The sequence below is a fragment of the Streptomyces sp. NPDC088387 genome (assembly GCF_044753385.1).
Taxonomy (GTDB): domain Bacteria; phylum Actinomycetota; class Actinomycetes; order Streptomycetales; family Streptomycetaceae; genus Streptomyces.
Genome location: NZ_JBIVNC010000012.1, coordinates 258,645 through 282,869 on the forward strand (window position 1 = coordinate 258,645; position 24,225 = coordinate 282,869).

Below are 24,225 nucleotides of genomic sequence, written 5' to 3' on the forward strand. Positions count from 1 at the left end.
TGGAGTCGTTGAGCACGTTGTCTAGAGTGGTAAAGACGTTGTTAGGTGCGGCTCGGTTTGCGATCGTGTGGCTGGCGGATGATCCAGCCACGGTGGGCCGCGACGGGTGGATGCAACGCGTAACGGGGAAACGGGGAGGAGCGTCGTGCTTCCGGCGGACATGGGTGGAGGCGGGGCCGCGGACCTTCAGGTCAGCGGTGAGTTGCTCAGTGATTTTGTGTCGAGGGTCGACGCGGTGCTCCGCGATCTTGAGGGGTCGGCTGGTAACCCCACCAACGTGGGGGCGCAGACGATCAAGCAGACGTCTCTGAGCAGTGGGGGAGCCGGTGGCTTCGTCGAGGCCACCAATCTGTACACCCAGTACAACATCGTGCACGAACAGCTCACGTCGCTGTCCAAGACGCTGCATTTGCAGATTGAGGCCATAGCGATCGCTGTCAAGGGTGCGAAGGACGGGTTCGACGCACTCGAAGAGTCCGAGCGGCGCAGGTACTGGCAGATCCGGGTGCAGATCGACGAGACCCAGGGCTCGGTGAAGACGGTTCACAAGTCCGAAGAGACTTCCGGAATGGGGGGCTGAGGATGTCCGGCGACGAGCACAAGGCGGATCTGGAGCGCGCCTCCAACCAGAACTCCTTCGCGGACGTGGCCCGTGTCGTGGAGAACACCGGAGGCGGTGGGCTGTTCACCCGCCTCGTGACTGATCCACTGCGTGCGGTGGTCGGAGCCACCGGCCAGGGGAAGGCCGTATTCGGAAGCACGGACTTCGACGCGAAGAACCTCGATCTGAACCAGATGGTGGACCTGGTCGAGCAGACGAATCCTGAGGACCTGGAGTCGTCTGGCAAGGCCCTGTGGGACGCGCGTGACGCCATCAAGGCGGCGGCGGAGGAACTCGACGGTCGTATCACCAAGCTCTCGTGGAAGGGCACGGCCGGGAACGACTTCCGTACGTACGGCGCCCAGCTCGTCACCAGTACCCGCGAGCTGAGTGACTTCGCGGGGAGCGCCGGTGACCAGATCACGGCGGCTGCCATGGGCCTGGCGTCCGTGCGGAGCAGCATGCCTCCTCGCGACCCCCAGAACAGGAAGCGTCCCGAGAGCTTCACTGCGGTCGAGAAGACGGCGGACGACAAGGAGTACACGGCCGCGCTGAAGGTGGAGAAGGATCGCCAGGAGGCGATCAACCAGATGAACCGCCTGGCCTCTTACTACGCCGTGTCCAGCCAGCAGCTCGAAGTGCTTCAGGCCAAGCCGCCGACGTTCCCGAACGTGCCCAATGTCGGGGTACCGGAGCCCAAGAAATGGAGCACCGTTTCCGAGGAATCGGACCCCACCGTTCGGACGGAGCAGTACCAGCCGCCGCAGCAGGGCAGGGAGCAGACCGGCACGACGGACCCGACTCCGCCACGGCAGACCGATATCGACGGTGCGGTCACCCGCCCCGGCGACCCCATCCGGAGGGACCCAGCAGTCCCGGACGTCAACACGGACCTCAACACCGTCGGGACGCTGCCGCCGAACACGACCATGCCCACCACCGGTCCGACGTCGCCGGTGACCGGGAACCCGCCGATCACCGGCCAGACGGGCGGTCCGTTCCCGACCCCCGTTGCGCCGCTGCCGAACGGCTTCAACAAGAACACCGGGGGAGCGAACGGTCAGCGCACCCCCATCTCCGCACAGGGGCGTGCGCGGTCCGGCATGGTCGACCCGGTGACGGGACGGACGAACGGTCCCGGCGCCACGAACCAGGCAGGCAGGCCGTCCGCGACCGGCGCCACCAACCCCATGGGCCGCTCCAACCCGACCGCTTCCGGTTCGGCGTCGGGTCGGCCCACCGGGACCGGGCCGGGCGGCAGGCCGTACCCCATGGGCGGCCAAGGCGTCACGGGCGGTACGCCGCGTGCCGGCGGCACCCAGGGACCACGGAACTCGGGCACCCCTGCCACCGGCGCGGGCCGAGCCAACGGTGTTGTGGGGGGCCGTCCGGCAACCCAGGGCGCCACGCCGCAGCGGAGCGGTGGGGCAAAGCCTCCCCGCGGCACGGTGATCGGCGCGAGCACACCTCCGGGGTCTCGTCCTCCGACCGGACAGACGAGTCAGCGCGGAGTCTTCGGCGCTTCCCAGCCCGGCAGCAGGCCTCGTACCGGGACCGGTCGCCCGGGTGGTCGCCCCAACCAGACGGTGACCGGCAACCCGACGGGTCGCAACTCGCCCACCGGAGCCGAGCGGAACGGCATGACCCGCGGAGGCGCCGGTCTCGTACGCGGCCCGGGCCGCAACCGGCGTGACGACGACCGCGACCGCGACGACGACAGGAACGGCGAGGAGACGCGTCGCCCGGATGCGTCGTCGGACTGCGATGAGACGCAACTCCCCAACGGGCCGCGGCGCGACGTGCCCCCGGCCGTCAACTGAGCACTAGCGAGGACTAACCAAGCCATGACGTCAGGGACCAGCCGACGGACCGAGCAGTCAGTGCTCCTTCGGTCGCCGTGGGGCAGGCGCGTACGTGCAGCGGGTGCGTTCGTCGGCGCCCTGGTCACCGTCAGTGCCGTGAATCTGCCCAGCGCCGCCGCCGACGCCCAGGCGGATCAGTGGTACTTGGCCGAGATGCAGGCCGAGAAGATGTGGAAGGTCAGCACGGGGGAGGGGGTCAAAGTCGCGGTCATCGACAGCGGGGTGAACGCGAACACGTCTTCCCTGAAGGGACAGGTCCTGGCTGACGAGGTTCCGGAGTCGGTTGCCTACCACGCCACGAAGGATTTCTCCGGCCACGGTACGGGCATGGCGGAGCTGATCGCCGGTACGGGCGCGGGAGGCGGCGTGCGAGGACTTGCACCCGGCGCCAAGATCGTCCCGTACCGGGTGTCGCTGGAAGGTCTGTCGGAGAAGGACCCGGAGTACGCGCAGACGCCGGATCCGCACGAGGCGCTCCGGGCGGCCGCTGACACCGACGCGAAGATCATCAACATCTCCTTCGGTGGAATGGCCGACGAGGAGGACAAGGAGGCCGTCAGGTACGCGGCCTCCAAGGGCAAGCTCGTGATTGCGGCCGTCGGCAACGAGTCCTACACGTCCCTTCCGGCCGCCTATCCCTATGTCCTCGGAATCGGTTCTGTAGACCAGTCGTTCGAGGTTTCGAAGTTCTCGCCGGGCGGCTACGCAGATCTCATGGCGCCTGGTGAGTCCATCCCTGCCTGGTGCGACGAGACATTCAAGTCGTACTGCAAGCACGACGGCACCAGTGGGTCAACCGCGATCGCCTCGGGCGCCGCAGCCCTGGTCTGGTCCGCGCACCCCGACTGGACGGTCAACCAGGTCACCCGTGCCCTCATCGACACAGCGAGCCGCGGCTGGCCCAAGGATGAGCCCAGCAAGTTCGCCGGGTATGGCTTCATTCGCCCGCGCGTGGTGCTGGAAGACCCCAACTACGACGCGGGGGCGCCCAACGTCGATCCGCTCGCGAAGGACAACAGGGGCGATCTCCTGGCCAAGTCGGGGGAGAAGAACGCGGCACCCTCATCCCCCGCCGCTTCTGCATCAGCCCCGTCACAGGCCCCTGAAAAGGGTTCAACCGGCGGCACTTCGGCGGCAGGATCAACCGCGGAGGCGTCCAGTGACAGCAACACCCTCTGGATCGCCCTGGGCGCCGCCGCCGCGGTCGTCGTGATCGGTGGGGCCGGCGTCGCCGTGACGCGGGCACGACGCGCGAGGTGACGTACGTCGCCGACCAGCTGCCCGAGCCGTCCACGTAGCCATGTGCCGGTCAGGCAAGGGCTCAAGAGCGCGCTCGCTTCGCTTAGGCGGGCGTGCGGGACAAGAGAAGAAAAAAGACAGAGGAAGGGCAGGTCACCATGGGTACTCCGAGCCAGAAGCTCGAAGATGCCGCAGTCGTCCAACTCCAGAAGCAGATGTTCGAGAAGTACGAGGGCATCCGCAAGCGGGTGCACAGTCTTCAGGGCGTCATCGACGGACTCGAAGGCCAGTGGCAGGGTATCGGCCGCGCCGAGTTCGACAAGAAGCAGTACGAGATCAACGAGTCCCTCAAGGGCATCGGCACCATCCTCGGTGAGGTCATGGAAGCCATGACCACCGCGCGCAACATCAAGGACACCAAGGAAGACGAGGTGCGCGCGTCCGTCAACCGCATCAGCCTCACCGACGGTGCCCCGACGGTTCAGCCGTCCGCCTTCAACTCCATGTGAGACGACCCGAGCTGACGACTTCGGTTCAGCACAGCGGCGGTTGCCGCACAGCATCCGGTCTGTTCCACAGCCCGGCACACACGAGCGAGACGAGGTAGACAATGCGCAACGGCGAGGGGCTTTCCGTCACTTATGACGGGCTCGACTTCGCGGCCACGAAGATCGGTAACGAGGCCAAGCAGCTTGAGCAGGACTTGCAGGAACTCCGCGCGCTGGTCGAGCGGAGCCGTGAGTACTGGGCCGGTTCGGCTCAGGACCAGTTCGGCGAGAAGCTGCGCCGCTGGGACAAGGAAGCCAACGACATCCACACGGCGCTGACCGGCATCGGCCACGTCGTGGGCCAGTCGGGTGGTACGTACATGGAAGGCGACAAGAAGGCCGCCAGCTACTTCCTGTAAGCACCGCGGTTCTCAGAAGCAACTCCAGGGTGGGCGCGCGCGGGAGGCGCCCACCCTGCTTTTGTGTCCGCGGACAGGTGATCGACCGCGCGCCTCGGAATCGCTGTACAGACCCAGGGTGGCCGCAGCGCACCCGTCCGCCGGGGGACTCCAGGTGCGCTCGTGAGCTGTGCCGTGTACGTCGGCCCGCTCACCGCCCCTCCGGCACCAACCCCACCTGAACCAACGGCTTCCCCCGCTTGCGCGATACGAAGATCCCCCGCCCCGGCGGCATCGGCCGGGGCCGTACGCTGCCGATGAGTTCGCCCTCGTTGGGGTCGCCGGCGAGGACCACGCCCTGCGCGCCGAGTTCCTTCATCCGCTGCATGAACGGCTCGTAGCCGGCGCGGCCGGCGCCTGCCGTGGAGCGGGCGATGATGAAGCGGACGCCGACATCGCGGGCGAAGGGCAGGAGTTCCGTGAGGCCGGCCAGGGGGTTGCCCTGGGACGTCGAGACCAGGTCGTAGTCGTCGATGACCACGTACACCGTCGGACCCTGCCACCAACTGCGGTCGCGCAGCTGCTCCGGCGTGACGTCCGCCGTCGGGGTGCGGCGCTGCATCAGGTCGACCAGGGCGTCCATGTGGTGCTGCATCTGGTTCGACATCGGGATGTACTCGGCCAGGTGCGAGGTCGGCGTCATGCCGAGCAGCGAGCGCCGGTTGTCGACGACGAAAAGCTTGCAGTCGTTGCCGTCGTAGCGCTCGGTGAGACGCTGGATCAGCAGCTTGACCATGTTGGACTTGCCGGACTCGCTCTCGCCGTAGACCAGGAAGAACGGGTCCTGGTCGAAGTCGACGAAGACCGGCTCCAGGTTCTCCTCGTCGAGGGCGAACGCGACGCCGCGGTTCGGGAAACGGTCGCCCGGCGGCAGCTGTGTCGCCGGGAACTCGCGCGGCAGCAGCCGTACTTCGGGCGCGCCGGGCAGGGTCCAGTGCCGGGTGACCTCGGCCGCCAGCGCCTGGGCCGCCTCGGCCAGGTCGGTGTCGGAGGACAGACCGTCGATACGCGGCACCGCCGCCATGAAGTGCTGCTTCTGCGGGGTCTGGCCGCGGCCCGGCACACCCGTGGGGACGTTCGCCGCGACCTTGCGGTCGAACTCCGAGTCCATCGGGTCACCGAGGCGCAGTTCGAGCCGGTTCATCAGGTGGTCCTTGAGGTTCGAGCGGACCTCCATGGACCGGGACGCGGTCAGGATGACGTGGATGCCGTAACCGAGGCCCCGCGCGGCGATGTCGAGCACAAACGGCTCCAACGCCTCGTAGTCCGAGCGGAAGTTGCCCCAGCCGTCGATGACCAGGAAGACATCGCCCCACGGCTGGTCCGTCACCGAGATGTCGCCCCGCGCGCGGCGGGTGCGGAACTCCGCGATGGACGAGATGCCCGCCGTACGGAAGTACTCCTCGCGGCGGGTCAGGATGCCGTACACCTCCGCGGCCGTACGGCGGACCTTCTCCGGGTCGAGGCGCGAGGCCACGCCGCCCACGTGCGGCAGGCCCGCGACGGACGCGAGGCCGCCACCGCCGAAGTCCAGTGCGTAGAACTGCACTTCGTGCGGGGTGTGGGTGAGCGCGAAGGAGGCGATGATCGAACGGGCGAGCGTCGACTTGCCGGACTGCGGGCCGCCCAGGATCTGCATATGGCCGGCCGCGCCGCCGAAGTCCGTCCAGAGCGGGTCGCGGCGCTGCTCGTACGGCTTGTCGACAAGGCCGACCGGGATGACCAGCCGGCCCGCGCCCTCGTAGCCGGGCTGGGTGAGTCCGCGGCCCTGGACCGCGGCCAGGCCGGGCAGCAGCGAGTCGAGCGACGGCGGGCTGTCCAGCGGCGGCAGCCACACCTGGTGGGCCGCCGGACCCTGCGCCTCAAGCCGCCGCACGATGACGTCGAGCACGGTGTCCGCGAGGGCGTCGTCCCGCCGCTCGGGCTCCTCCTCCTGCCGCTGCTGCGGCACCGGCGCGTACTGCACGGGCACCTGCGACGCCGTGAACAGGACCGGCCGGCGGTCCACCGGCAGCGCACCGCCGTACGACGCGGCCTGCTGGGCGCTGGTGCGGTACACGCCGGAGACGTACGCCGCCTTGAAGCGGAGCATCTCGTCCGTGCCGTACTTCAGGAAGCCGGAACCCGGGACGTTCGGCAGCTCGTAGGCGTCCGGGACGCCGATCGCCGCGCGGGACTCGGCCGCCGAGAACGTACGCAGACCGATCCGGTACGAGAGGTAGGTCTCCAGGCCGCGCAGCCGGCCCTCCTCCAGGCGCTGCGAGGCCAGCAGGAGGTGCACGCCCAGGGAGCGGCCGATGCGGCCGATCTGGACGAACATGTCGATGAAGTCCGGCTTGGCGGTGAGGAGTTCGCTGAACTCGTCGATGACGAGGACGAGGGACGGCAGCGGCTGGAGCGGGGCGCCGGCCGCGCGGGCCTTCTCGTAGTCGTGCATGTTGGCGTAGTTGCCCGCGTCGCGGAGCATCTCCTGGCGGCGGTTGAGCTCACCGCGGATGGAGTCGCCCATCCGGTCGACGAGAGTCAGGTCGTCCGCGAGGTTGGTGATCACGGCCGCGACGTGCGGCATCTGGGCCATGCCCGCGAAGGTCGCACCGCCCTTGAAGTCCGCGAGGACGAAGTTCAGCGTCTCCGAGGAGTGCGTCACGGCGAGACCGAGGACCAGCGTGCGCAGCAGCTCCGACTTGCCGGAACCGGTGGCGCCGACACACAGGCCGTGCGGGCCCATGCCCTCCTGTGCCGCCTCCTTCAGGTCGAGCATCACGGGCCGGCCGTCCTCGCCGACACCGATCGGCACGCGCAGCCGCTCGGACTGCGAACGCGGCCGCCAGGTGCGGCGTGTCTCCACGGAGGCCGCGTCGCCCAGGTTCAGCAGATCGGTGAACTCCAGGTTGGCGAGCAGCGGCTCGTCGTCGTCACCGCCGGACGCCACCCGCAGGGGCGCCAGCTGCCGGGCCAGCGCCTCGGCGCCCTCGTACGACAACACGTCCGGCGTGCCCTCGTAGACCATGCCGTGCGCCGACTCCAGGCGCAGCTCGCGCGGGTGCACCACGACGGAGAGGTCGCCGCGCCCGGCGGTGAGCTCGCCGGGGACGACTTCGAGGACGGTGACGCCCTGGAGGCCCTCGGGGCTGGCCAGGAGCGAGGTCGGCGGCAGCGAGACACCGTCGAGGACGACCACGACCTGCGGCTGCTCGGGGACCGGCGCGCCGTCGGGGTGGAAGCGCGGGCGGCCCTGGAGGCGGGCGCCCAGCAGCTCCTCCAGTTCGAGCGGGTTGGTGGTGATCAGGCGCAGGCTGCCCGCGCCGTCCGCCGCCGTGCTCGCCTGCACGTGGGGCAGCCACTTCGCCCACTCCCACTCACGGGTCGACTCGCGCCCGGTCGCCACCGCGATGACGAGGTCCTCGGGGGACTGCAACGAGGCGAGGGAGGCGATGACCGCGCGGGCGGCACCGCGCACGGTGACGGGCTCCCCGCTGATCGTCACGTGGTAGAAGGCGCGCAGCGAGACCGCCATCGGCAGGTCCTCGATCGTGGCGTGTGTCGCCAGGAAGCGCTGCATCGCGCCCGTGGTGAGCGGTTCCAGCTGGTCCACCGGCGCGCTCTGCGGCGGGATCAGGGGGGTGGCAAGGGACTGCGGGCCGAGTCCGACCCGCACCTGGCCGAAGTCGTCGTCGCCGGTGCGACGCTCCCAGACGCGGCTGCCCTCGGCGACCAGCGCCCACAGTTGCTCGGGCGAAGGGTGGAGGTAGTACTGCGCGTCGCGCTGGGCCTTCGCGGTCTCCTGCGCGTCGTGGCGGGTCTGCGAGAGATAGCGGAGGTAGTCGCGGCGCATGTCGGCCATCTGACCCTGGTTGCCCCGGCGGTAGCGGATCAGCATCGCGATGCCCATGGCGATCGTCGACGCGATCATCACCATGCCCATGATCTTCATAAAGGGCTGGGCCTGCGGATTGAAGAAGAACACCACCGAGCCGCCCATGCCGAGCATGGGCAGCAGCTGCATCATGGCGCCTTCCTGCTGCCCGCGCGGCAGCTCCGGCGGCGGCTGGAGCACGACCTCGCTCGTGGGCACTTCCTTCGGCAGCGCCCGAGGTGGGCGCTTGACGACGATGTGGCTCACTTCGCACCAATTCCCTTGCCGAACCGATCCGTTCCGTCCACCGCCCCGTGTCCGGCGAACGTCGATCGCGCAGCGCGATCCTACTGACACCCACTGACAATGGCGGGCGGTAGGGTGCCCGTGAGACGTGTGAGCAGTTGCGAATCGGGCCGGAAAAAACGGGCAATCCGCAACGTTCGATACGGGCGCTCCCCGCCCGCTCCCGGGCACCGTGGCGTATTTGACCGGCACGGCGGACGGCAGGGCGCCGCGTACAGCAACGTACACAGGATCGTTACAGGCGGTCGCGCGCACCGATGCCGAACTCGGCGCCGTGATCGTCGTCTCCATCGACGAGGGGGAACAGCAGGTGAGCATGACGGCCTCCGCGCCGGCCGGCGCGACCGGCGGAACGGGCACCGGAGCCCCTTCGGGGGCGGGTACCGGATTCGGGTTCTGCCGGGTCACCATCGTGGCCCCCGACAGCCGTATCGACGTGGCACTGCCCGACGACGTACCGGTCGCCGACCTCTACCCCGAGATCCTGCGGCTCTCCCAGCAGAGCCCCACTGAGGGCGCCCCGGTCGGCTACCACCTCGTCCGCCGCGACGGCACCGTCCTCGACGGCTCCCGGTCCTTCGCCGCCCAGCGCATCCTCGACGGAGAGCTGCTGACCCTGCGCCCGTTCGCCGAGTCGCTGCCCCCGGCCGTCTTCGACGACGTGTCCGAGGCCGTCGCCCGCGCGGTCACCCAGGACACCACGCTGTGGAACGGCACGCTGACCCGCGCGGCCGGCCTCGTCGCCGGCGGCGTCCTGCCCGCCCTGCTCGCCTTCGTGGCCTGGAGCTCCCAGATCCGCCACGACATGCACACCCTCCAGGGCATCCTGGCCGCCGTCACCGGCCTGCTCCTGGTCACCATCGCCTCGGTACGCGCGCGGGTGTACGACGACCGCGGCTCGGCCGTCGCGCTGGGACTCGGCGCGCTGCCCAACATGGCCGTGGCGGGCTCCGGACTCCTGCCGCTGTCCGACGGAGAGGGCATCGGACAGCTACAGTTCCTGCTCGCCTGCGCGGCCGTCCTGGTCGCCTCCGTGCTGCTCACACTGCTGTCGCCGGGCGGCGACAGCCCGTTCGTGGCGTTCGTCTTCGCGTCCACGATCGGCCTGATCACCACGTTCATCGCGATGCTGACGCACCTCAAGCCCATCGAGACGGCCGCCGTGTGCGCCCCGCTCGCGGTCTGCGCGCTGGCCTTCCTGCCCGGCCTCTCGATGCGCTTCGCGCGGCTGCCCATCGGCTTCGAGCCGCCCAACCCCGCCCGCGGCTACGGCACCGACGAGGCCGCCGACCAGGAGCCCGTCGACGCCGAGCGCATCGTCGCCCAGGCCCGCCGCGGCCACGAACTCCTCGTCGGCCTCGTCGGGGGCTGCGCCCTCGTCACCGTCGGCGCGGCGATCGTGCTGAGCTTCTCCAGCAACGTGTGGGCGCAACTGCTCGCCCTGGCGACCGGTATCGCGATGCTGATGCGGGCCCACCTCTTCCGCTACACCGCACAGGTGGCCGCCACACTCGCCGCCGGTCTCGCGGCCCTGGTCTTCCTCGGCCTCGGACTCGCCCTGAACCCGCCCGCCGAGTACCTGCGCGACGCCTTCGCCGGCGACACCACGGCCCTCGACATCCGCTCGGTCTGGCTCGCCGCCGCCCTGGGCGCGGCCACCGCCCTCGTGACCGCGATCGGCCTGATCTCCCCGCGCCGCGGAGTGACGCCCTTCTGGGGCCGCTTCATGGAGATCGCCGAGAGCTTCGTCCTGCTGACCCTGGTACCGCTGGCCCTGGCCGTGTTCGACGTCTACGCGTCCGCGCGGTCGATGACAGGGAACTGAGCCGAGCGGACGGCCCGACCGGGGCGCCGGTCGGGCCGGTCGGGCCGGTCAATGGACGAGCCGGTGAGGGGCGGGGTCGCGCAATCGTGCCCGCGCGGTGGTGGGTTTCCGTCGGCCACCGGGCGTGTCGGTGCACCGCGGCCCGCTCCGGATGGTTGCACTCCGGCCCACTCCGGACGGATGCGGCCCGAAGCACGCCGGGCGGCCTTTCACGACGCCGCCCGGCCGGGCCTACTCCGCGCCCATCCGCAGGGCGCCCTCACCGACGTATGACCACCGCACAACGGTGACGTACGACGGCTCCCGCGCGCCCGCCCGTACGAACGCACGCTCTTGGCGCACCTACTTGTGCCGCACGCGCGTGCTCACGCCCGCCCGCCCGCGCGCGTACCTGCACGCGCGCCCCCTGTGAAGCAGCCCAACCCCCTGAAACGCCGCCCCCCAACCCCCGAAGAAAGGCCCCCAGCGTGAGCTTCGGCCCGCCACATTCCCTGTACACCGAGTCCACCCGGGCGGCCGAGGGCCGACGCACCCGGCTCCGGACGCGGCTGCTCGGCGCCGCGGCGGCCGTACTGCTCGTGGTGGGCGGCGTGGGCGGCTGGCTGATCGCCGCGGACGACGACCCACCGCCCGCAGCCGAGCCGGCGCCCGTCGCGCAGAGCCCGGACGAGGTCAGGGAGACCGTCGAGAAGGTCCCCGCCTCTCCCGAGGGCCGGCTGATGGTGATGCAGCGCGAGGCGGGCCTGGAGAAGTTCAAGGACGGCGACCAGCGCTACGCGCCCGGCACCTGGGCCACCGGCAAGGTCTTCGCCAAGGGCATGGCCGACAAGGTCATGGGCTTCGAGATCGGAGCGGACTCGGACGATCCGGCGTGGACCCTGGAGCTGGGCGGCCACATATGCGCCACCACCAAGCACGTGACGGCCGACGGCCGTACCGCGGTCGTGGTGCAGCCCAAGAAGCCCGAGGGCGATGTCACCGAGGGCGTCTGCGACAAGGTCGTGTTCTTCGACATCGACACCGGCAAGAAGCTGTGGCAGGCCACCATGCCGTCGGCCCGTTCGGCCTTCGTCACGAACACCAACCTGACCCTCACGAGCGGTGTCGTCGCCGTGGCCTGGGGCCAGGGCTCGATCGCGTACGACATGAAGAACGGCCGCCAGCTCTGGAACGGCAACACCGCCTCCAGCTGCGAGGACGAGGGTTTCGCCGGGGGGCGCGCGCTGCTGGCCCTGCTCGGCTGCGGTGAGGGCACCGACGCGACGTACCAGGTGCAGAAGCTCGACCCACGCACCGGCAAGGCGGAGTGGACGTACAAGGTCGCCCGGGGGATCCAGGCCGTCTACCTCCCGTCCTCCGACCCGCCCGTGCTGGCCGTCGCGGCGGGGGACCTCACGGTGACCGACCTGATCACCCTGGACGCCGCCGGCAAGCACCGGGCCACCATCGCGATGGCGGACAGCTACGACCCCAAGTGCGGTGAGCGGTACTTCAGTTCGCCGTACTTCGGGGTGGTGGAGTACTGCGACGGGATGGCCGTGGGCCAGGACCGGCTGTTCGTCGCCACCAAGGACGAGTCCGACATCGACCAGCCGGCGAACTGGATCGTGGCCTTCGACGCGGCCACGGGCCGGACGGACGGCAAGTTCGAGGGACGCCCGTACCAGCCGGTCCATCCGATCCGGACCAACGGCGACGAGCTCCTCATCTTCCGGGGGAGCCTCAGCGAGTACGAACCGGCGGCCGTCGTCAGCTGGAACCCGAGCACCGACAAGGAGACGCCCTACCTGCTGTTCAACCTTCCGCAGGACGACCTCGGCAAGCTCGGCGACCTGGAGTGGTCCGACATCGTGGTCGAAAAGGGCCGGGTCTTCTTCTCAAGGCGGCAGCTCTCGGCGGACAGCGAGGATCCCAAGGCGGCGGTCCTGGCCTCGGTCGGACTGGGAAGCTTCGGGCTCCGCCACTGAGGGACACGGGCGTCGAGCGAACGCTCAACAAGAGCAATCGAACGCTCAACAAGAGAGGGCGGCACACGCGTGCCGCCCTTTTCCCTGCCACAGCCCCCGCGCGGCAGCGTTCACGCCCCCGCGCGGCCAGCGCCCCTCACTCCCGCGCAAGCCCCCCGTTGTGCGGCGCCGGCTCCAGGTCGAACTCCCCGTCCCGGGCTCCCAGCACAAACGCCCGCCACTCGGCCTCCGTGTAGCGCAGCACGGTGTCCGGATCCAGGGAGGACCGCATCGCCACGGCACCCTCGGGCAGGTACGCGATCTCGACGCGCTCCTCCTGCTCCTCGGTGCCCGGCGCGCTGTGCCACTCCACGCCGGAGATGTCGAGCGCGTACAGCTCGTCGCGCTCCCGCTCCTTGCGCGCCTTGACGTCCTCGTTCACTTCCTCCGCCATGGCGAAGCGACCCCTTCCCGACGTACCGATGTTCCCGGCGCTCACCCTAGTGGCCGCACCGGGGCCGCCGGAGAAGTTCGGCCGACCGTGGTAAGGGGCGTCGTCGCCTGCTGGTACTCTGGGTGACGGCCGTTTGTGTACGCACCCCCGGAGCACTGCCTCCGGCAGTCGCGCCCAGCGGACCCCCGCCTTCCGAGTTACGGAAGCTCCCCCGAGAAAGAGACCGGGGGCACTCGGTGGCCACTCACAGACTACGAGGAGTACGCGTGTCGCTCGACGCCGCTACGAAGAAGCAGATCATGACCGAGTTCGGTACCAAGGAGGGCGACACCGGCTCCCCCGAGGTCCAGGTGGCGATGCTCTCCCGTCGCATCTCGGACCTGACCGAGCACCTCAAGACGCACAAGCACGACCACCACTCGCGTCGCGGCCTGCTGATCCTGGTCGGTCAGCGCCGCCGCCTGTTGCAGTACCTGGCGAAGAAGGACATCCAGCGCTTCCGTGCGCTGGTCGACCGCCTCGGCATCCGTCGCGGTGCGGCGGGCGCCAAGTAGGACGCCACGGAGGGAGCGGTTCCCACGATCAGGGGAGCCGCTCCCTTTGCCGTACACATGGCTTGCCGTACACACCGGGACGTCGCCGTCCGCACGGAAACGTGCGCGGTGTCAGTGCCGCTTTGTAGTGTGTTGGCACAACGCAATACGTACGAACACAGCGTGATACGGCGTACCCGTTCGGGTATGGCGACATCACAAAGACGAACGAGGAGAAGCGCACCTCGCCGCCGCCGGTCCTCGGTAGTGGCCCCCGGGGAAAGTGACACCCGGGTGCTTCGATCGAAGACCGGCCCGCACCAGACGGCGCGCTTCTCCGCAACCGTCCCCCTGCCACACGGGTGAGGAGGGACGAAGACGAGGAGAAAACACTAGTGGAGAACGAGACCCACTACGCCGAGGCCGTTATCGACAACGGCACGTTCGGCACCCGCACCATCCGCTTCGAGACGGGCCGCCTGGCCAAGCAGGCCGCCGGCTCCGCCGTGGCGTACCTGGACGACGACACCATGGTGCTGTCGGCCACCACCGCCTCCAAGAACCCCAAGGACCAGCTCGACTTCTTCCCCCTGACGGTGGACGTCGAGGAGCGGATGTACGCCGCCGGCAAGATCCCCGGCAGCTTCTTCCGCCGTGAGGGCCGGCCCTCCGAGGACGCGATCCTCACCTGCCGCCTCATCGACCGCCCGCTGCGCCCGTCCTTCAAGAAGGGCCTGCGCAACGAGATCCAGGTCGTCGCCACGATCATGGCGCTCAACCCCGACCACCTGTACGACGTCGTGGCGATCAACGCCGCCTCCGCGTCCACCCAGCTGGCCGGCCTGCCCTTCTCCGGCCCGATCGGCGGCGTCCGCGTCGCGCTGATCCGTGGCCAGTGGGTCGCCTTCCCGACGCACACCGAGCTCGAGGACGCCGTCTTCGACATGGTCGTCGCGGGCCGCGCCCTGGAGGACGGCGATGTCGCGATCATGATGGTCGAGGCCGAGGCCACCGAGAAGACCATCAAGCTCGTCGAGGGCGGCGCCGAGGCGCCGACCGAGGAGCTCGTCGCCGCCGGTCTGGACGCCGCGAAGCCCTTCATCAAGGTGCTCTGCAAGGCCCAGGCCGACCTCGCCGCGAAGGCCGCCAAGCCGACCGGCGAGTTCCCGATCTTCCTCGACTACCAGGACGACGTCCTGGAGGCGCTCTCCGCCGCCGTCCGCCCGGAGCTCGCCTCCGCGCTGACCATCGCCGCCAAGCAGGAGCGCGAGTCCGAGCTGGACCGCGTCAAGGCGCTCGCCGCCGAGAAGCTCCTGCCGGAGTTCGAGGGCCGCGAGAAGGAGATCTCCGCCGCGTACCGCTCGCTCACCAAGCAGCTGGTCCGCGAGCGCGTGATCAAGGAGAAGAAGCGCATCGACGGCCGCGGTGTCACCGACATCCGCACCCTGGCCGCCGAGGTCGAGGCCATCCCGCGCGTGCACGGCTCCGCGGTGTTCGAGCGTGGCGAGACCCAGATCCTGGGCGTCACCACCCTCAACATGCTCCGCATGGAGCAGCAGCTGGACACCCTCTCCCCGGTGACCCGCAAGCGTTACATGCACAACTACAACTTCCCGCCGTACTCCACCGGTGAGACCGGCCGCGTCGGCTCCCCGAAGCGCCGCGAGATCGGCCACGGCGCCCTCGCCGAGCGCGCCCTCGTGCCGGTCCTGCCGACGCGCGAGGAGTTCCCCTACGCGATCCGCCAGGTCTCCGAGGCGCTGAGCTCCAACGGCTCGACGTCCATGGGCTCGGTCTGCGCGTCCACCATGTCGCTGCTGAACGCCGGTGTGCCGCTGAAGGCCCCCGTCGCCGGTATCGCCATGGGTCTGATCTCGCAGGAGATCGACGGCGAGACGCACTACGTCACCCTCACCGACATCCTCGGTGCGGAGGACGCCTTCGGCGACATGGACTTCAAGGTCGCCGGCACCAAGGAGTTCGTGACCGCCCTCCAGCTCGACACCAAGCTGGACGGCATCCCGGCCTCCGTCCTGGCCGCCGCCCTCAAGCAGGCCCGTGACGCCCGCCTCCACATCCTCGACGTGATGATGGAAGCGATCGACACGCCGGACGAGATGTCCCCCAACGCGCCGCGGATCATCACCGTGAAGATCCCGGTCGACAAGATCGGCGAGGTCATCGGCCCCAAGGGCAAGATGATCAACCAGATCCAGGAGGACACCGGCGCCGAGATCACGATCGAGGACGACGGCACGATCTACATCGGTGCCGCCGACGGCCCGGCCGCCGAGGCCGCCCGTACGACGATCAACGGCATCGCCAACCCGACGATGCCCGAGGTCGGCGAGCGCTACCTGGGTACGGTCGTGAAGACCACCACCTTCGGTGCCTTCGTCTCCCTGCTCCCCGGCAAGGACGGTCTGCTGCACATCTCGCAGATCCGCAAGCTCGCCGGCGGCAAGCGCGTGGAGAACGTCGAGGACGTCCTCGGCGTGGGCCAGAAGGTTCAGGTCGAGATCGCCGAGATCGACTCCCGCGGCAAGCTCTCCCTGATCCCCGTGATCGAGGGCGAAGAGGGCTCCTCCGACGACGACAAGAAGGACGACGCCGACCAGTGACGTCCCGTAGCTCCAAGGCGACGGCCCGCACCTCTTCGGAGGCGCGGGCCGTCGCCCGTACCCAAACCCTCATCCAGGGCGCCAACGGCATCGGTACGGTCCGCAAGACCACCCTCCCGGGCGGTCTCCGTGTGGTCACCGAGACCCTGCCGTCGGTGCGCTCCGCCACCTTCGGCATCTGGGCGCACGTCGGCTCCCGCGACGAGACCCCGTCGCTGAACGGCGCCACCCACTACCTGGAGCACCTGCTCTTCAAGGGCACCGCCCGGCGCAGCGCCCTCGACATCTCCTCCGCGCTCGACGCGGTGGGCGGCGAGATGAACGCGTTCACGGCCAAGGAGTACACGTGCTACTACGCGCGCGTGCTCGACACCGACCTGCCCCTGGCCATCGACGTCGTCAGTGACATGCTCACCGGCTCGCTCATCCTCGAAGAGGACGTCAACGTCGAACGCGGCGCGATCCTCGAAGAGATCGCCATGACCGAGGACGACCCGGGCGACTGTGTGCACGACCTGTTCGCGCACACGATGTTCGGCGACAACCCCCTCGGCCGCCCGGTCCTCGGCACGGTCGACACGGTCAACGCCCTCACCGCCGAGCGCATCCGCCGCTTCTACAAGAAGCACTACGACCCGACCCACCTGGTCGTCGCGTGCGCCGGCAACGTCGACCACAACAAGGTCGTACGACAGGTCCGCGCGGCCTTCGAGAAGTCGGGCGCCCTCAAGGACACGGCCGCCGACCCCATCGCCCCGCGCGACGGCCGGCGCGCCATCCGCACCACGGGCCGTGTCGAACTGGTCGGCCGCAAGACCGAGCAGGCACACGTCGTCCTCGGTATGCCGGGACTGGCCCGCACGGACGAGCGCCGCTGGGCGCTGGGGGTGCTGAACACGGCCCTCGGCGGCGGCATGTCGTCCCGCCTCTTCCAGGAGGTCCGCGAGAAGCGCGGCCTGGCCTACAGCGTCTACTCGTACACCTCGGGCTTCGCCGACTGCGGCCTGTTCGGCGTCTATGCCGGCTGCCGCCCCTCCCAGGTGCACGACGTGCTGAAGATCTGCCGCGACGAACTCGACCACGTGGCCGAACACGGCCTGACCGACGAGGAGATCGGCCGCGCCATCGGCCAGCTGCGCGGCTCCACGGTCCTCGGCCTGGAGGACACCGGCGCGCTGATGAACCGTATCGGCAAGAGCGAGCTGTGCTGGGGCGAGCAGATGTCCGTGGACGACATGCTGCTGCGGATCGCCTCGGTCACCCCGGACGAGGTCCGCGCGGTCGCCCGCGACATCCTGGGACAGCGGCCGTCCCTGTCGGTCATCGGCCCGCTCAAGGACAAGCAGGCAGCCCGGCTGCACGACGCCGTCGCCTGAATCCCGTATCCGGTAAGGAAACAAGAAGATGAGCAAGCTGCGTGTGGCGGTCCTCGGTGCCAAGGGCCGGATCGGTTCGGAGGCGGTACGGGCGGTCGAGGCCGCACAGGACATGGAGCTGGTCGCCGCTCTCGGCCGGGGCGACACCCTGGAGGTCCTCACGTCGTCCGGCGCCCAGGTCGCCGTCGAACTGACCACGCCCGACTCGGTGATGGACAACCTCGACTTCTGCGTCCGCCACGGCATCCACGCCGTCGTCGGTACGACGGGCTGGACCGACGAGCGCCTCGCGCGGCTGCGCTCCTGGCTGGAGCAGTCGCCCGAGACCGGTGTGCTCATCGCGCCCAACTTCTCCATCGGGGCCGTACTGACGATGAAGTTCGCGCAGATCGCCGCGCCCTACTTCGAGTCCGTCGAGGTCGTCGAGCTCCACCACCCGAACAAGGTGGACGCCCCCAGCGGCACGGCCACACGCACCGCACAGCTCATCGCCGAGGCCCGGGCCAGGGCCGGCTCGGCCCCGGCGCCGGACGCCACCACGACCGCACTGGACGGCGCCCGCGGTGCCAGCGTCGACGGCGTCCCGGTGCACGCGATCCGGCTGCGCGGTCTGCTGGCCCACCAGGAGGTACTGCTCGGCGGCGAGGGCGAGACGCTGACCGTCCGCCACGACTCGCTGCACCACAGCAGCTTTATGCCCGGCATCCTGCTGGGCGCCCGCCGCGTGGTGGGCACCCCGGGCCTGACGTTCGGCCTGGAACACTTCCTGGACCTGAGCTGAGCCGTACGACGTCATGCGCGCGAAGCTCTCCTACGCCCTCACCGCGGCCGTCCTGGTCTTCTACTTCGTCCTGGTCGGCAGCCGGGGCGTCCTGCTGATCCGGGCCGGCACCCTGCTCACCGTCACCTTCGGCGTGGCGGTGCTGATCCTGCCGGTCATCGGGGTGTGGTTCCTGTGGAAGAACACCCAGTTCGTCCGCAAGGCCAACGCCCTCGCCGCGAAGCTCGACGCCGAGGGCGGACTGCCCGTCGACGAGCTCAGGCGACTGCCGAGCGGCCGGGTCGACCGTGACTCGGCCGACGAGATCTTCGCCCGCCGCAAGGCCGAGACGGAGGACGCGCCGGACGACTGGCGCTCCTGGTTCCGGCTCGCCGTCGCCTACCACGACGCCCGTGACACCCCACGGGCCCGCAAGGCGATGCAGCGGGCGATCGCACTCCACGAGGGCCCACGCTGAGCGCGCGCCCTGTCCGGCGATGAGCACGGCCGTCAGACGACACGAGCCGTGAGGCGACACGAGCCGTCAAGCGACACGAAGGGGCCCGGTCCGACCAAGCGGACCGGGCCCCTTCCCGTTCGACGACCGCGCGTTGCTCAGCGCTTCGCGGGCTCGGGCTTGTGCCCGTACTCGTCCGCCCACACCTCGACCGAGTCCGCCGCACGGTCGAAGGCCTCGACCCGCGCGAGGAAGTCGGCGTTGTGCGTGGTCAGCAGCGTCGGCGCGTCCTCGGCGGACCGGTCCTGCCGTACGAGCACCAGGGCCTGGCCCTGCACCGTGCGGGGCAGGCCCAGCCAGCGCACCGGCTGCTGCACCGTGCGCACGGCCACGATGCGGTCCCACGGGACCGTACGCGTGGCGACGAACCGCACCTGGCGCAGTCCCCGGGCGCTGACCCACACGCCGGAGCGCAGCAGGCGCAGAGCCGCGGCGATGATCGCAAGCGCGATGCCGAAGACCACTCCGGCGCCGGAGATGGTGCCCGTGAGGGCGATGATGACCGCGGCGAAGAGCACGAACGACGCGAGCAGCAGACCGGTCGCGGCCAGGCCGACCCGCCAGGGCCCGGGGCGGTAGGGCCGACGCCAACGATCGCGATCGTCGAACGGCAGGGCGACATCGTCCGTCGCGTCGAATTCACGATCGGCCGTCAGGAAGGGCAGGGGCACGGCTGGTCCTCACTCATCCATGCATGGGCTGTGCCCGGTGAGGCTATCGATACGTGTCCCGGCCCACCACCCTCGGGGGGCCAGTGGGGGTGCCGCCCACACCATTCGGCCGGTGGGGGAGGGGTCAGGGGTGGCTCAACGGCCGTCCGTCGCCTGCGACTGCTGGCTCGGCGCGGACGAGTGGTCGAGCTCCAGCGCCGGCATCCCGAGGACCAGCGATCCGGCGAGCGCCGCGATGATCGTGGCCCCCAGCAGCCAGCGCCCGGCTATCTGCCCGGCACTCGCGCGCGGGCGGGGCGGGGGAGGGACATTGCTGCGGAACTTCTCCGCCTCGGCGACGAAGGCGAAGGGAACGGGCTCACGCCGGCGGAACATGGGCGGTGCTTCTCCTCTCGGGGCTTGCATCTCACGGGCCTGTGGCGCACGGGCTCTCATGAGGTCGAACACGCAACTCTCATCAGTACAGACGCACGATCGGCGCACAAAGTGCCCGCAATCACCGAATTGGCAGAAGTTCGTTGAAGTTCACCGATGTTGGGCGCAGATGTCGTGGACCGGCACCGAACGCCCCGTTGTCAGTGCCGCGCCGTAGAGTGGGCGCCGCCCGTCAGACGTGGATGGAAGGACCCTCCGAGCCGTGACCGACACCCCCGCCGACGCCCCCCAGGACACCCCGGACCTCAAGCCGAGCTTCCGCGGCGATGTCACCGTCGAGCTGGTCAAGCACACCGCGTCGGACGCCGACGTGCTCTTCGCCGCGCGCGTATCGACCGTGGGCGAGCAGTCCCTGGAGGAGCTGGGCAAGGACCCGCAGCGTTCCAAGGGTCTGATCAACTACCTGATGCGGGACCGGCACGGCAGCCCGTTCGAGCACAACTCGATGACGTTCCTGATCAGCGCCCCGATCTTCGTCTTCCGCGAGTTCATGCGACACCGCGTGGGCTGGTCGTACAACGAGGAGAGCGGCAGGTACAGGGAGCTCCAGCCCGTCTTCTACGTCCCCGACGAGTCCCGCAAGCTGGTCCAGGAGGGCCGTCCGGGCAAGTACCGCTTCGTCGAGGGCACGCAGACCCAGCAGGAGCTGGTCGGCCGCGTCATGGAGGACTCGTACCGCAGGTCCTACGAGGCCTATCAGGAGATGCTCGCCGCCGGTGTCGCCCGCGAGGTCGCCCGCGCGGTGCTGCCCGTCGGCCTGTTCTCCTCGATGTACGCGACGTGCAACGCCCGCTCGCTGATGCACTTCCTCGGGTTGCGCACCCAGCACGAGCTGGCGAAGGTGCCGTCGTTCCCGCAGCGCGAGATCGAGATGGTCGGCGAGCGGATGGAGGCCGAGTGGGCCGCGCTCATGCCGCTCACCCACGACGCCTTCAACGCCAACGGCCGCGTCGCACCGTAGGGACGCACGGTCTGCACTGATGGCCCATTGACCCGGCACAGATGTACGGATCAGCCTCACGAAGTGTCCGTATTGCGGCATTTAGAGAAGTTCATCTAGCCTGATCAAACGGACCCGGCACTGCTTGAACCCCCGAGCAGGCAGTGCCGGGCTCCACCTTTGTCATGACACTTCCGACACCCCAAGGGCAGACCGCGCCTTGAGCAACGAGTAGCGTGTAACCCATGGCTCCGACCTCCACTCCGCAGACCCCCTTCGGGCGGGTCCTCACCGCCATGGTCACGCCGTTCACGGCGGACGGCGCACTTGACCTCGACGGCGCACAGCGGCTCGCCACCCACCTGGTGGACGCAGGCAACGACGGCCTGATCATCAACGGCACCACCGGTGAATCCCCCACCACCAGTGACGCGGAGAAAACGGACCTCGTACGAGCCGTACTGGAGGCGGTCGGCGACCGCGCCCACATCGTGGCAGGCGTCGGCACCAACGACACCCGCCACAGCACCGAGCTGGCCCGCGCCGCCGAGCGCACCGGCGCACACGGCCTGCTGGTCGTCACGCCGTACTACAACAAGCCCCCGCAGGAAGGCCTCTACCGGCACTTCAAGGCAGTCGCCGACGCCGCCGGACTCCCGGTGATGCTCTACGACATCCCCGGCCGCAGCGGCGTCCCGATCAACACCGAGACACTCGTCCGGCTCGCCGAGCACCCGCGCATCGTCGCCAACAAGGACGCCAAGGGCGACCTCGGCCGCGCCAGCTGGGCCATCGCCCAGTCCGGCCTCGCCTGGTACTCGGGCGACGACATGCTCAACCTGCCGCTGCTCTCCGTGGGTGCGGTCGGCTTCGTCTCCGTCGTCGGCCACGTCGTCACACCCGAGCTGCGCCAGCTCGTCGAGGCGTACACCAGCGGTGACGTCCAGAAGGCGACCGAGATCCACCAGAAGCTGCTCGCCGTCTACACCGGCATGTTCCGCACCCAGGGCGTCATGACCACCAAGGCCGCGCTGACCTTGCAGGGACTGCCCGCCGGACCGCTGCGCGCACCGATGGTCGAGTGCACACCCGAAGAGATCGAGCAGCTCAAGATCGATCTTGCTGCCGGCGGGGTACAGCTCTGACATCGGACTTCGCGAGGCCAACGCCTCGCACCACCAGCTTCACAACTGAATAGACGGGCCACCGGTGCCCGCAACGAACACTGACAACGACAACTGCGTCTTGCACGAACGTCACGCGCGCCACGTGCCTCACCGGTACGTGGCGTGCGTGGTGAGGAGAGTCTTTTGAGTCATCCGCATCCTGAACTCGGCTCGCCCCCGCCGCTTCCCGAAGGCGGCCTGCGGGTCACCCCACTCGGCGGCCTCGGCGAGATCGGCCGCAACATGACGGTCTTCGAATACGGCGGCCGCCTGCTGATCGTCGACTGCGGAGTGCTCTTCCCCGAGGAGGAGCAGCCCGGAATCGACCTGATCCTGCCGGACTTCTCGTCGATCCGTGACCGTCTCGACGACATCGAGGGCATCGTCCTCACGCACGGTCACGAGGACCACATCGGTGGTGTCCCCTTCCTCCTGCGGGAGAAGGCGGACATCCCCCTGATCGGCTCCAAGCTCACCCTCGCCCTGATCGAGGCCAAGCTCCAGGAGCACCGCATCCGCCCGTACACCCTCGAAGTCGCCGAGGGGCACCGCGAGCGGATCGGCCCCTTCGACTGCGAGTTCGTCGCGGTCAACCACTCCATCCCGGACGCGCTGGCGGTCGCCATCCGCACACCGGCCGGCATGGCGGTGCACACCGGCGACTTCAAGATGGACCAGCTTCCGCTGGACGGCCGGCTGACGGACCTGCACGCGTTCGCACGCCTGAGCGAGGAAGGCATCGACCTTCTCCTCTCGGACTCGACGAACGCCGAGGTCCCGGGCTTTGTCCCGCCCGAGCGCGAGATCTCCAACGTGCTGCGCCAGGTCTTCGGCAGCGCCAGCAAGCGGATCATCGTGGCGAGTTTCGCCAGCCACGTCCACCGCATCCAGCAGATCCTGGACGCGGCCCACGAGTATGGCCGCAGGGTCGCCTTCGTCGGCCGTTCGATGGTCCGCAACATGGGCATCGCGCGGGATCTCGGCTATCTGAAGGTCCCGCCGGGCCTGGTCGTCGACGTCAAGACGCTCGACGACCTCCCGGACCACCAGATCGTGCTGGTCTGCACGGGGTCCCAGGGCGAGCCGATGGCGGCCCTGTCCCGGATGGCCAACCGCGACCACCAGATCCGGATCGTCGACGGCGACACGGTGATCCTGGCGTCGTCCCTGATCCCCGGCAACGAGAACGCGGTCTACCGCGTGATCAACGGCCTGACCCGCTGGGGCGCCAACGTCGTCCACAAGGGCAACGCCAAGGTGCACGTCTCCGGCCACGCGTCGGCGGGCGAGCTCCTGTACTTCTACAACATCTGCAAGCCACGGAACCTGATGCCGGTCCACGGCGAATGGCGCCACCTGCGGGCCAACGCCGAGCTGGGCGCCCTGACCGGCGTCCCGCACGACCAGATCGTCATCGCCGAGGACGGCGTCGCCGTCGACCTCATCCAGGGCAAGGCCAGGATCTCCGGCAAGGTGCAGGCGGGTTACGTCTACGTCGACGGTCTCTCCGTCGGTGACGTGGGCGAGCCGGCGCTGAAGGACCGCAAGATCCTCGGCGACGAGGGCATCATCTCGGTCTTCGTGGTCCTCGACTCCTCCACCGGAAAGATCACCGCGGGCCCGCACGTCCAGGCCCGCGGCTCGGGCATCGAGGACTCGGCCTTCGCCGACGTCCTCCCGAGGATCACCGAAACGCTGGAACGCTCGGCCCAGGACGGCGTCGTCGAACCCCACCAGATGCAGCAGCTCATCCGCCGCACGCTGGGCAAGTGGGTCTCGGACACCTATCGCCGCAGGCCGATGATCCTGCCGGTGGTCGTGGAGGTCTGACGGACCGCCACGGCTCCGGCCGTGCCACGTAGGAGCGGGCCGCCTCGATTTGCATCGAGGCGGCCCGCTCCAGTAGGTTTACGGCTCCACCTCGACGGGAACCCGGACACTTCGCGTGCCTGGACCAAGTGCCCCGAAGGGGTGGGGAATTCCGACTCAGAACCTCTGATAAAGTCGGAACCGCCGGAAAGGGAAACGCGAGAGCGAGAACCTGGAAAGCACCGAGGAAATCGGATCGGGAAACGGTCTGATAGAGTCGGAAACGCAAGACCGAAGGGAAGCCCGGAGGAAAGCCCGAGAGGGTGAGTACAAAGGAAGCGTCCGTTCCTTGAGAACTCAAC

19 protein-coding genes are annotated in these 24,225 nt (G+C 69.3%); 15 read left to right on the forward strand and 4 right to left on the reverse strand.

The window, feature by feature from the left end:
* Nucleotides 1–145 precede the first annotated feature (145 nt).
* The 5 genes from ACIQAC_RS29720 (at nt 146) to ACIQAC_RS29740 (ending at nt 4,609) form a co-directional block, all read left to right on the forward strand.
* Nucleotides 146–580 carry a hypothetical protein gene (locus tag ACIQAC_RS29720; protein ID WP_402196178.1) on the forward strand — a complete coding sequence of 145 codons (435 nt, stop codon included), beginning with the start codon at nt 146–148 and terminating at the stop codon, nt 578–580.
* A 2-nt stretch (nt 581–582) separates the two neighbouring features.
* On the forward strand, nt 583–2,421 hold the full coding sequence (locus ACIQAC_RS29725; RefSeq protein WP_402196180.1) for a hypothetical protein: 1,839 nt from the start codon (nt 583–585) through the stop codon (nt 2,419–2,421).
* Nucleotides 2,422–2,559: 138 nt separating this feature from the next.
* Nucleotides 2,560–3,723 (forward strand): S8 family serine peptidase, encoded by a 1,164-nt coding sequence (locus tag ACIQAC_RS29730; RefSeq protein ID WP_402196183.1) that lies wholly within the window; start codon nt 2,560–2,562, stop codon nt 3,721–3,723.
* 137 nt (nt 3,724–3,860) lie between these two features.
* The gene (locus ACIQAC_RS29735; protein WP_402196185.1) at nt 3,861–4,211 is read left to right on the forward strand and encodes a hypothetical protein; all 351 of its coding nucleotides are present in this window, start codon (nt 3,861–3,863) and stop codon (nt 4,209–4,211) included.
* A gap of 101 nt (nt 4,212–4,312) precedes the next feature.
* Complete coding sequence (locus ACIQAC_RS29740; protein ID WP_402196188.1) at nt 4,313–4,609, forward strand: WXG100 family type VII secretion target; 297 nt, start codon at nt 4,313–4,315, stop codon at nt 4,607–4,609.
* A 190-nt stretch (nt 4,610–4,799) separates the two neighbouring features.
* Here ACIQAC_RS29740 and eccCa read toward each other — a convergent pair whose 3' ends face one another.
* Complete coding sequence (gene eccCa / locus ACIQAC_RS29745; RefSeq protein ID WP_402196190.1) at nt 4,800–8,771, reverse strand: type VII secretion protein EccCa; 3,972 nt, start codon at nt 8,769–8,771, stop codon at nt 4,800–4,802.
* 355 nt (nt 8,772–9,126) lie between these two features.
* Between eccCa and eccD the strand changes: the two genes are divergently transcribed.
* On the forward strand, nt 9,127–10,635 hold the full coding sequence (gene eccD / locus ACIQAC_RS29750; protein WP_402196245.1) for a type VII secretion integral membrane protein EccD: 1,509 nt from the start codon (nt 9,127–9,129) through the stop codon (nt 10,633–10,635).
* A gap of 467 nt (nt 10,636–11,102) precedes the next feature.
* On the forward strand, nt 11,103–12,602 hold the full coding sequence (locus tag ACIQAC_RS29755; RefSeq protein WP_402196192.1) for a PQQ-binding-like beta-propeller repeat protein: 1,500 nt from the start codon (nt 11,103–11,105) through the stop codon (nt 12,600–12,602).
* A 136-nt stretch (nt 12,603–12,738) separates the two neighbouring features.
* Here ACIQAC_RS29755 and ACIQAC_RS29760 read toward each other — a convergent pair whose 3' ends face one another.
* Complete coding sequence (locus tag ACIQAC_RS29760; protein WP_402196195.1) at nt 12,739–13,035, reverse strand: DUF397 domain-containing protein; 297 nt, start codon at nt 13,033–13,035, stop codon at nt 12,739–12,741.
* A gap of 266 nt (nt 13,036–13,301) precedes the next feature.
* On the opposite strand from ACIQAC_RS29760, the gene rpsO reads away from it, so the two are divergent.
* From rpsO to ACIQAC_RS29785, 5 genes are all read left to right on the forward strand, one after another.
* Nucleotides 13,302–13,589, forward strand: coding sequence for a 30S ribosomal protein S15 (rpsO, locus tag ACIQAC_RS29765; RefSeq protein ID WP_352088471.1), 288 nt, complete (start codon nt 13,302–13,304; stop codon nt 13,587–13,589).
* A gap of 374 nt (nt 13,590–13,963) precedes the next feature.
* Nucleotides 13,964–16,189 carry a polyribonucleotide nucleotidyltransferase gene (locus ACIQAC_RS29770; protein WP_402196198.1) on the forward strand — a complete coding sequence of 742 codons (2,226 nt, stop codon included), beginning with the start codon at nt 13,964–13,966 and terminating at the stop codon, nt 16,187–16,189.
* Nucleotides 16,186–17,565: a M16 family metallopeptidase gene (locus ACIQAC_RS29775; protein WP_402196201.1), complete on the forward strand. Its 1,380-nt coding sequence runs from the start codon at nt 16,186–16,188 to the stop codon at nt 17,563–17,565. Before ACIQAC_RS29770 ends, ACIQAC_RS29775 begins: the two co-directional genes overlap by 4 nt.
* Nucleotides 17,566–17,593: 28 nt before the next feature.
* Nucleotides 17,594–18,346 (forward strand): 4-hydroxy-tetrahydrodipicolinate reductase, encoded by a 753-nt coding sequence (dapB, locus tag ACIQAC_RS29780; RefSeq protein ID WP_402196204.1) that lies wholly within the window; start codon nt 17,594–17,596, stop codon nt 18,344–18,346.
* 13 nt (nt 18,347–18,359) lie between these two features.
* Nucleotides 18,360–18,803 (forward strand): hypothetical protein, encoded by a 444-nt coding sequence (locus ACIQAC_RS29785; RefSeq protein WP_402196207.1) that lies wholly within the window; start codon nt 18,360–18,362, stop codon nt 18,801–18,803.
* A 137-nt stretch (nt 18,804–18,940) separates the two neighbouring features.
* Here the strand turns inward: ACIQAC_RS29785 and ACIQAC_RS29790 are convergent, their stop codons facing one another.
* Together ACIQAC_RS29790 and ACIQAC_RS29795 are read right to left on the reverse strand one after the other, a co-directional pair.
* The gene (locus ACIQAC_RS29790; protein WP_402196209.1) at nt 18,941–19,513 is read right to left on the reverse strand and encodes a hypothetical protein; all 573 of its coding nucleotides are present in this window, start codon (nt 19,511–19,513) and stop codon (nt 18,941–18,943) included.
* Between the two features lie 135 nt (nt 19,514–19,648).
* Nucleotides 19,649–19,888 carry a hypothetical protein gene (locus ACIQAC_RS29795; RefSeq protein WP_402196211.1) on the reverse strand — a complete coding sequence of 80 codons (240 nt, stop codon included), beginning with the start codon at nt 19,886–19,888 and terminating at the stop codon, nt 19,649–19,651.
* A gap of 262 nt (nt 19,889–20,150) precedes the next feature.
* Here ACIQAC_RS29795 and thyX point away from each other — a divergent pair, with 262 nt between their 5' ends.
* From thyX to ACIQAC_RS29810, 3 genes are all read left to right on the forward strand, one after another.
* Nucleotides 20,151–20,909, forward strand: coding sequence for an FAD-dependent thymidylate synthase (thyX, locus tag ACIQAC_RS29800; protein ID WP_402196213.1), 759 nt, complete (start codon nt 20,151–20,153; stop codon nt 20,907–20,909).
* 224 nt (nt 20,910–21,133) lie between these two features.
* Nucleotides 21,134–22,033, forward strand: coding sequence for a 4-hydroxy-tetrahydrodipicolinate synthase (dapA, locus tag ACIQAC_RS29805; RefSeq protein WP_402196216.1), 900 nt, complete (start codon nt 21,134–21,136; stop codon nt 22,031–22,033).
* 165 nt (nt 22,034–22,198) lie between these two features.
* On the forward strand, nt 22,199–23,884 hold the full coding sequence (locus tag ACIQAC_RS29810) for a ribonuclease J (protein ID WP_402196219.1): 1,686 nt from the start codon (nt 22,199–22,201) through the stop codon (nt 23,882–23,884).
* Nucleotides 23,885–24,225 lie beyond the last annotated feature (341 nt).

Coding starts and splice junctions, on each gene's coding strand:
- ACIQAC_RS29725 (WP_402196180.1), top strand. CDS start 583: ATGTCCGGCGACGAGCACAAGGCGGATCTGGAGCGCGCCTCCAACCAG.
- ACIQAC_RS29735 (WP_402196185.1), top strand. CDS start 3,861: ATGGGTACTCCGAGCCAGAAGCTCGAAGATGCCGCAGTCGTCCAACTC.
- ACIQAC_RS29740 (WP_402196188.1), top strand. CDS start 4,313: ATGCGCAACGGCGAGGGGCTTTCCGTCACTTATGACGGGCTCGACTTC.
- eccD (WP_402196245.1), top strand. CDS start 9,127: ATGACGGCCTCCGCGCCGGCCGGCGCGACCGGCGGAACGGGCACCGGA.
- ACIQAC_RS29760 (WP_402196195.1), bottom strand. CDS start 13,035: ATGGCGGAGGAAGTGAACGAGGACGTCAAGGCGCGCAAGGAGCGGGAG.
- dapB (WP_402196204.1), top strand. CDS start 17,594: ATGAGCAAGCTGCGTGTGGCGGTCCTCGGTGCCAAGGGCCGGATCGGT.
- ACIQAC_RS29785 (WP_402196207.1), top strand. CDS start 18,360: ATGCGCGCGAAGCTCTCCTACGCCCTCACCGCGGCCGTCCTGGTCTTC.
- ACIQAC_RS29795 (WP_402196211.1), bottom strand. CDS start 19,888: ATGTTCCGCCGGCGTGAGCCCGTTCCCTTCGCCTTCGTCGCCGAGGCG.
- dapA (WP_402196216.1), top strand. CDS start 21,134: ATGGCTCCGACCTCCACTCCGCAGACCCCCTTCGGGCGGGTCCTCACC.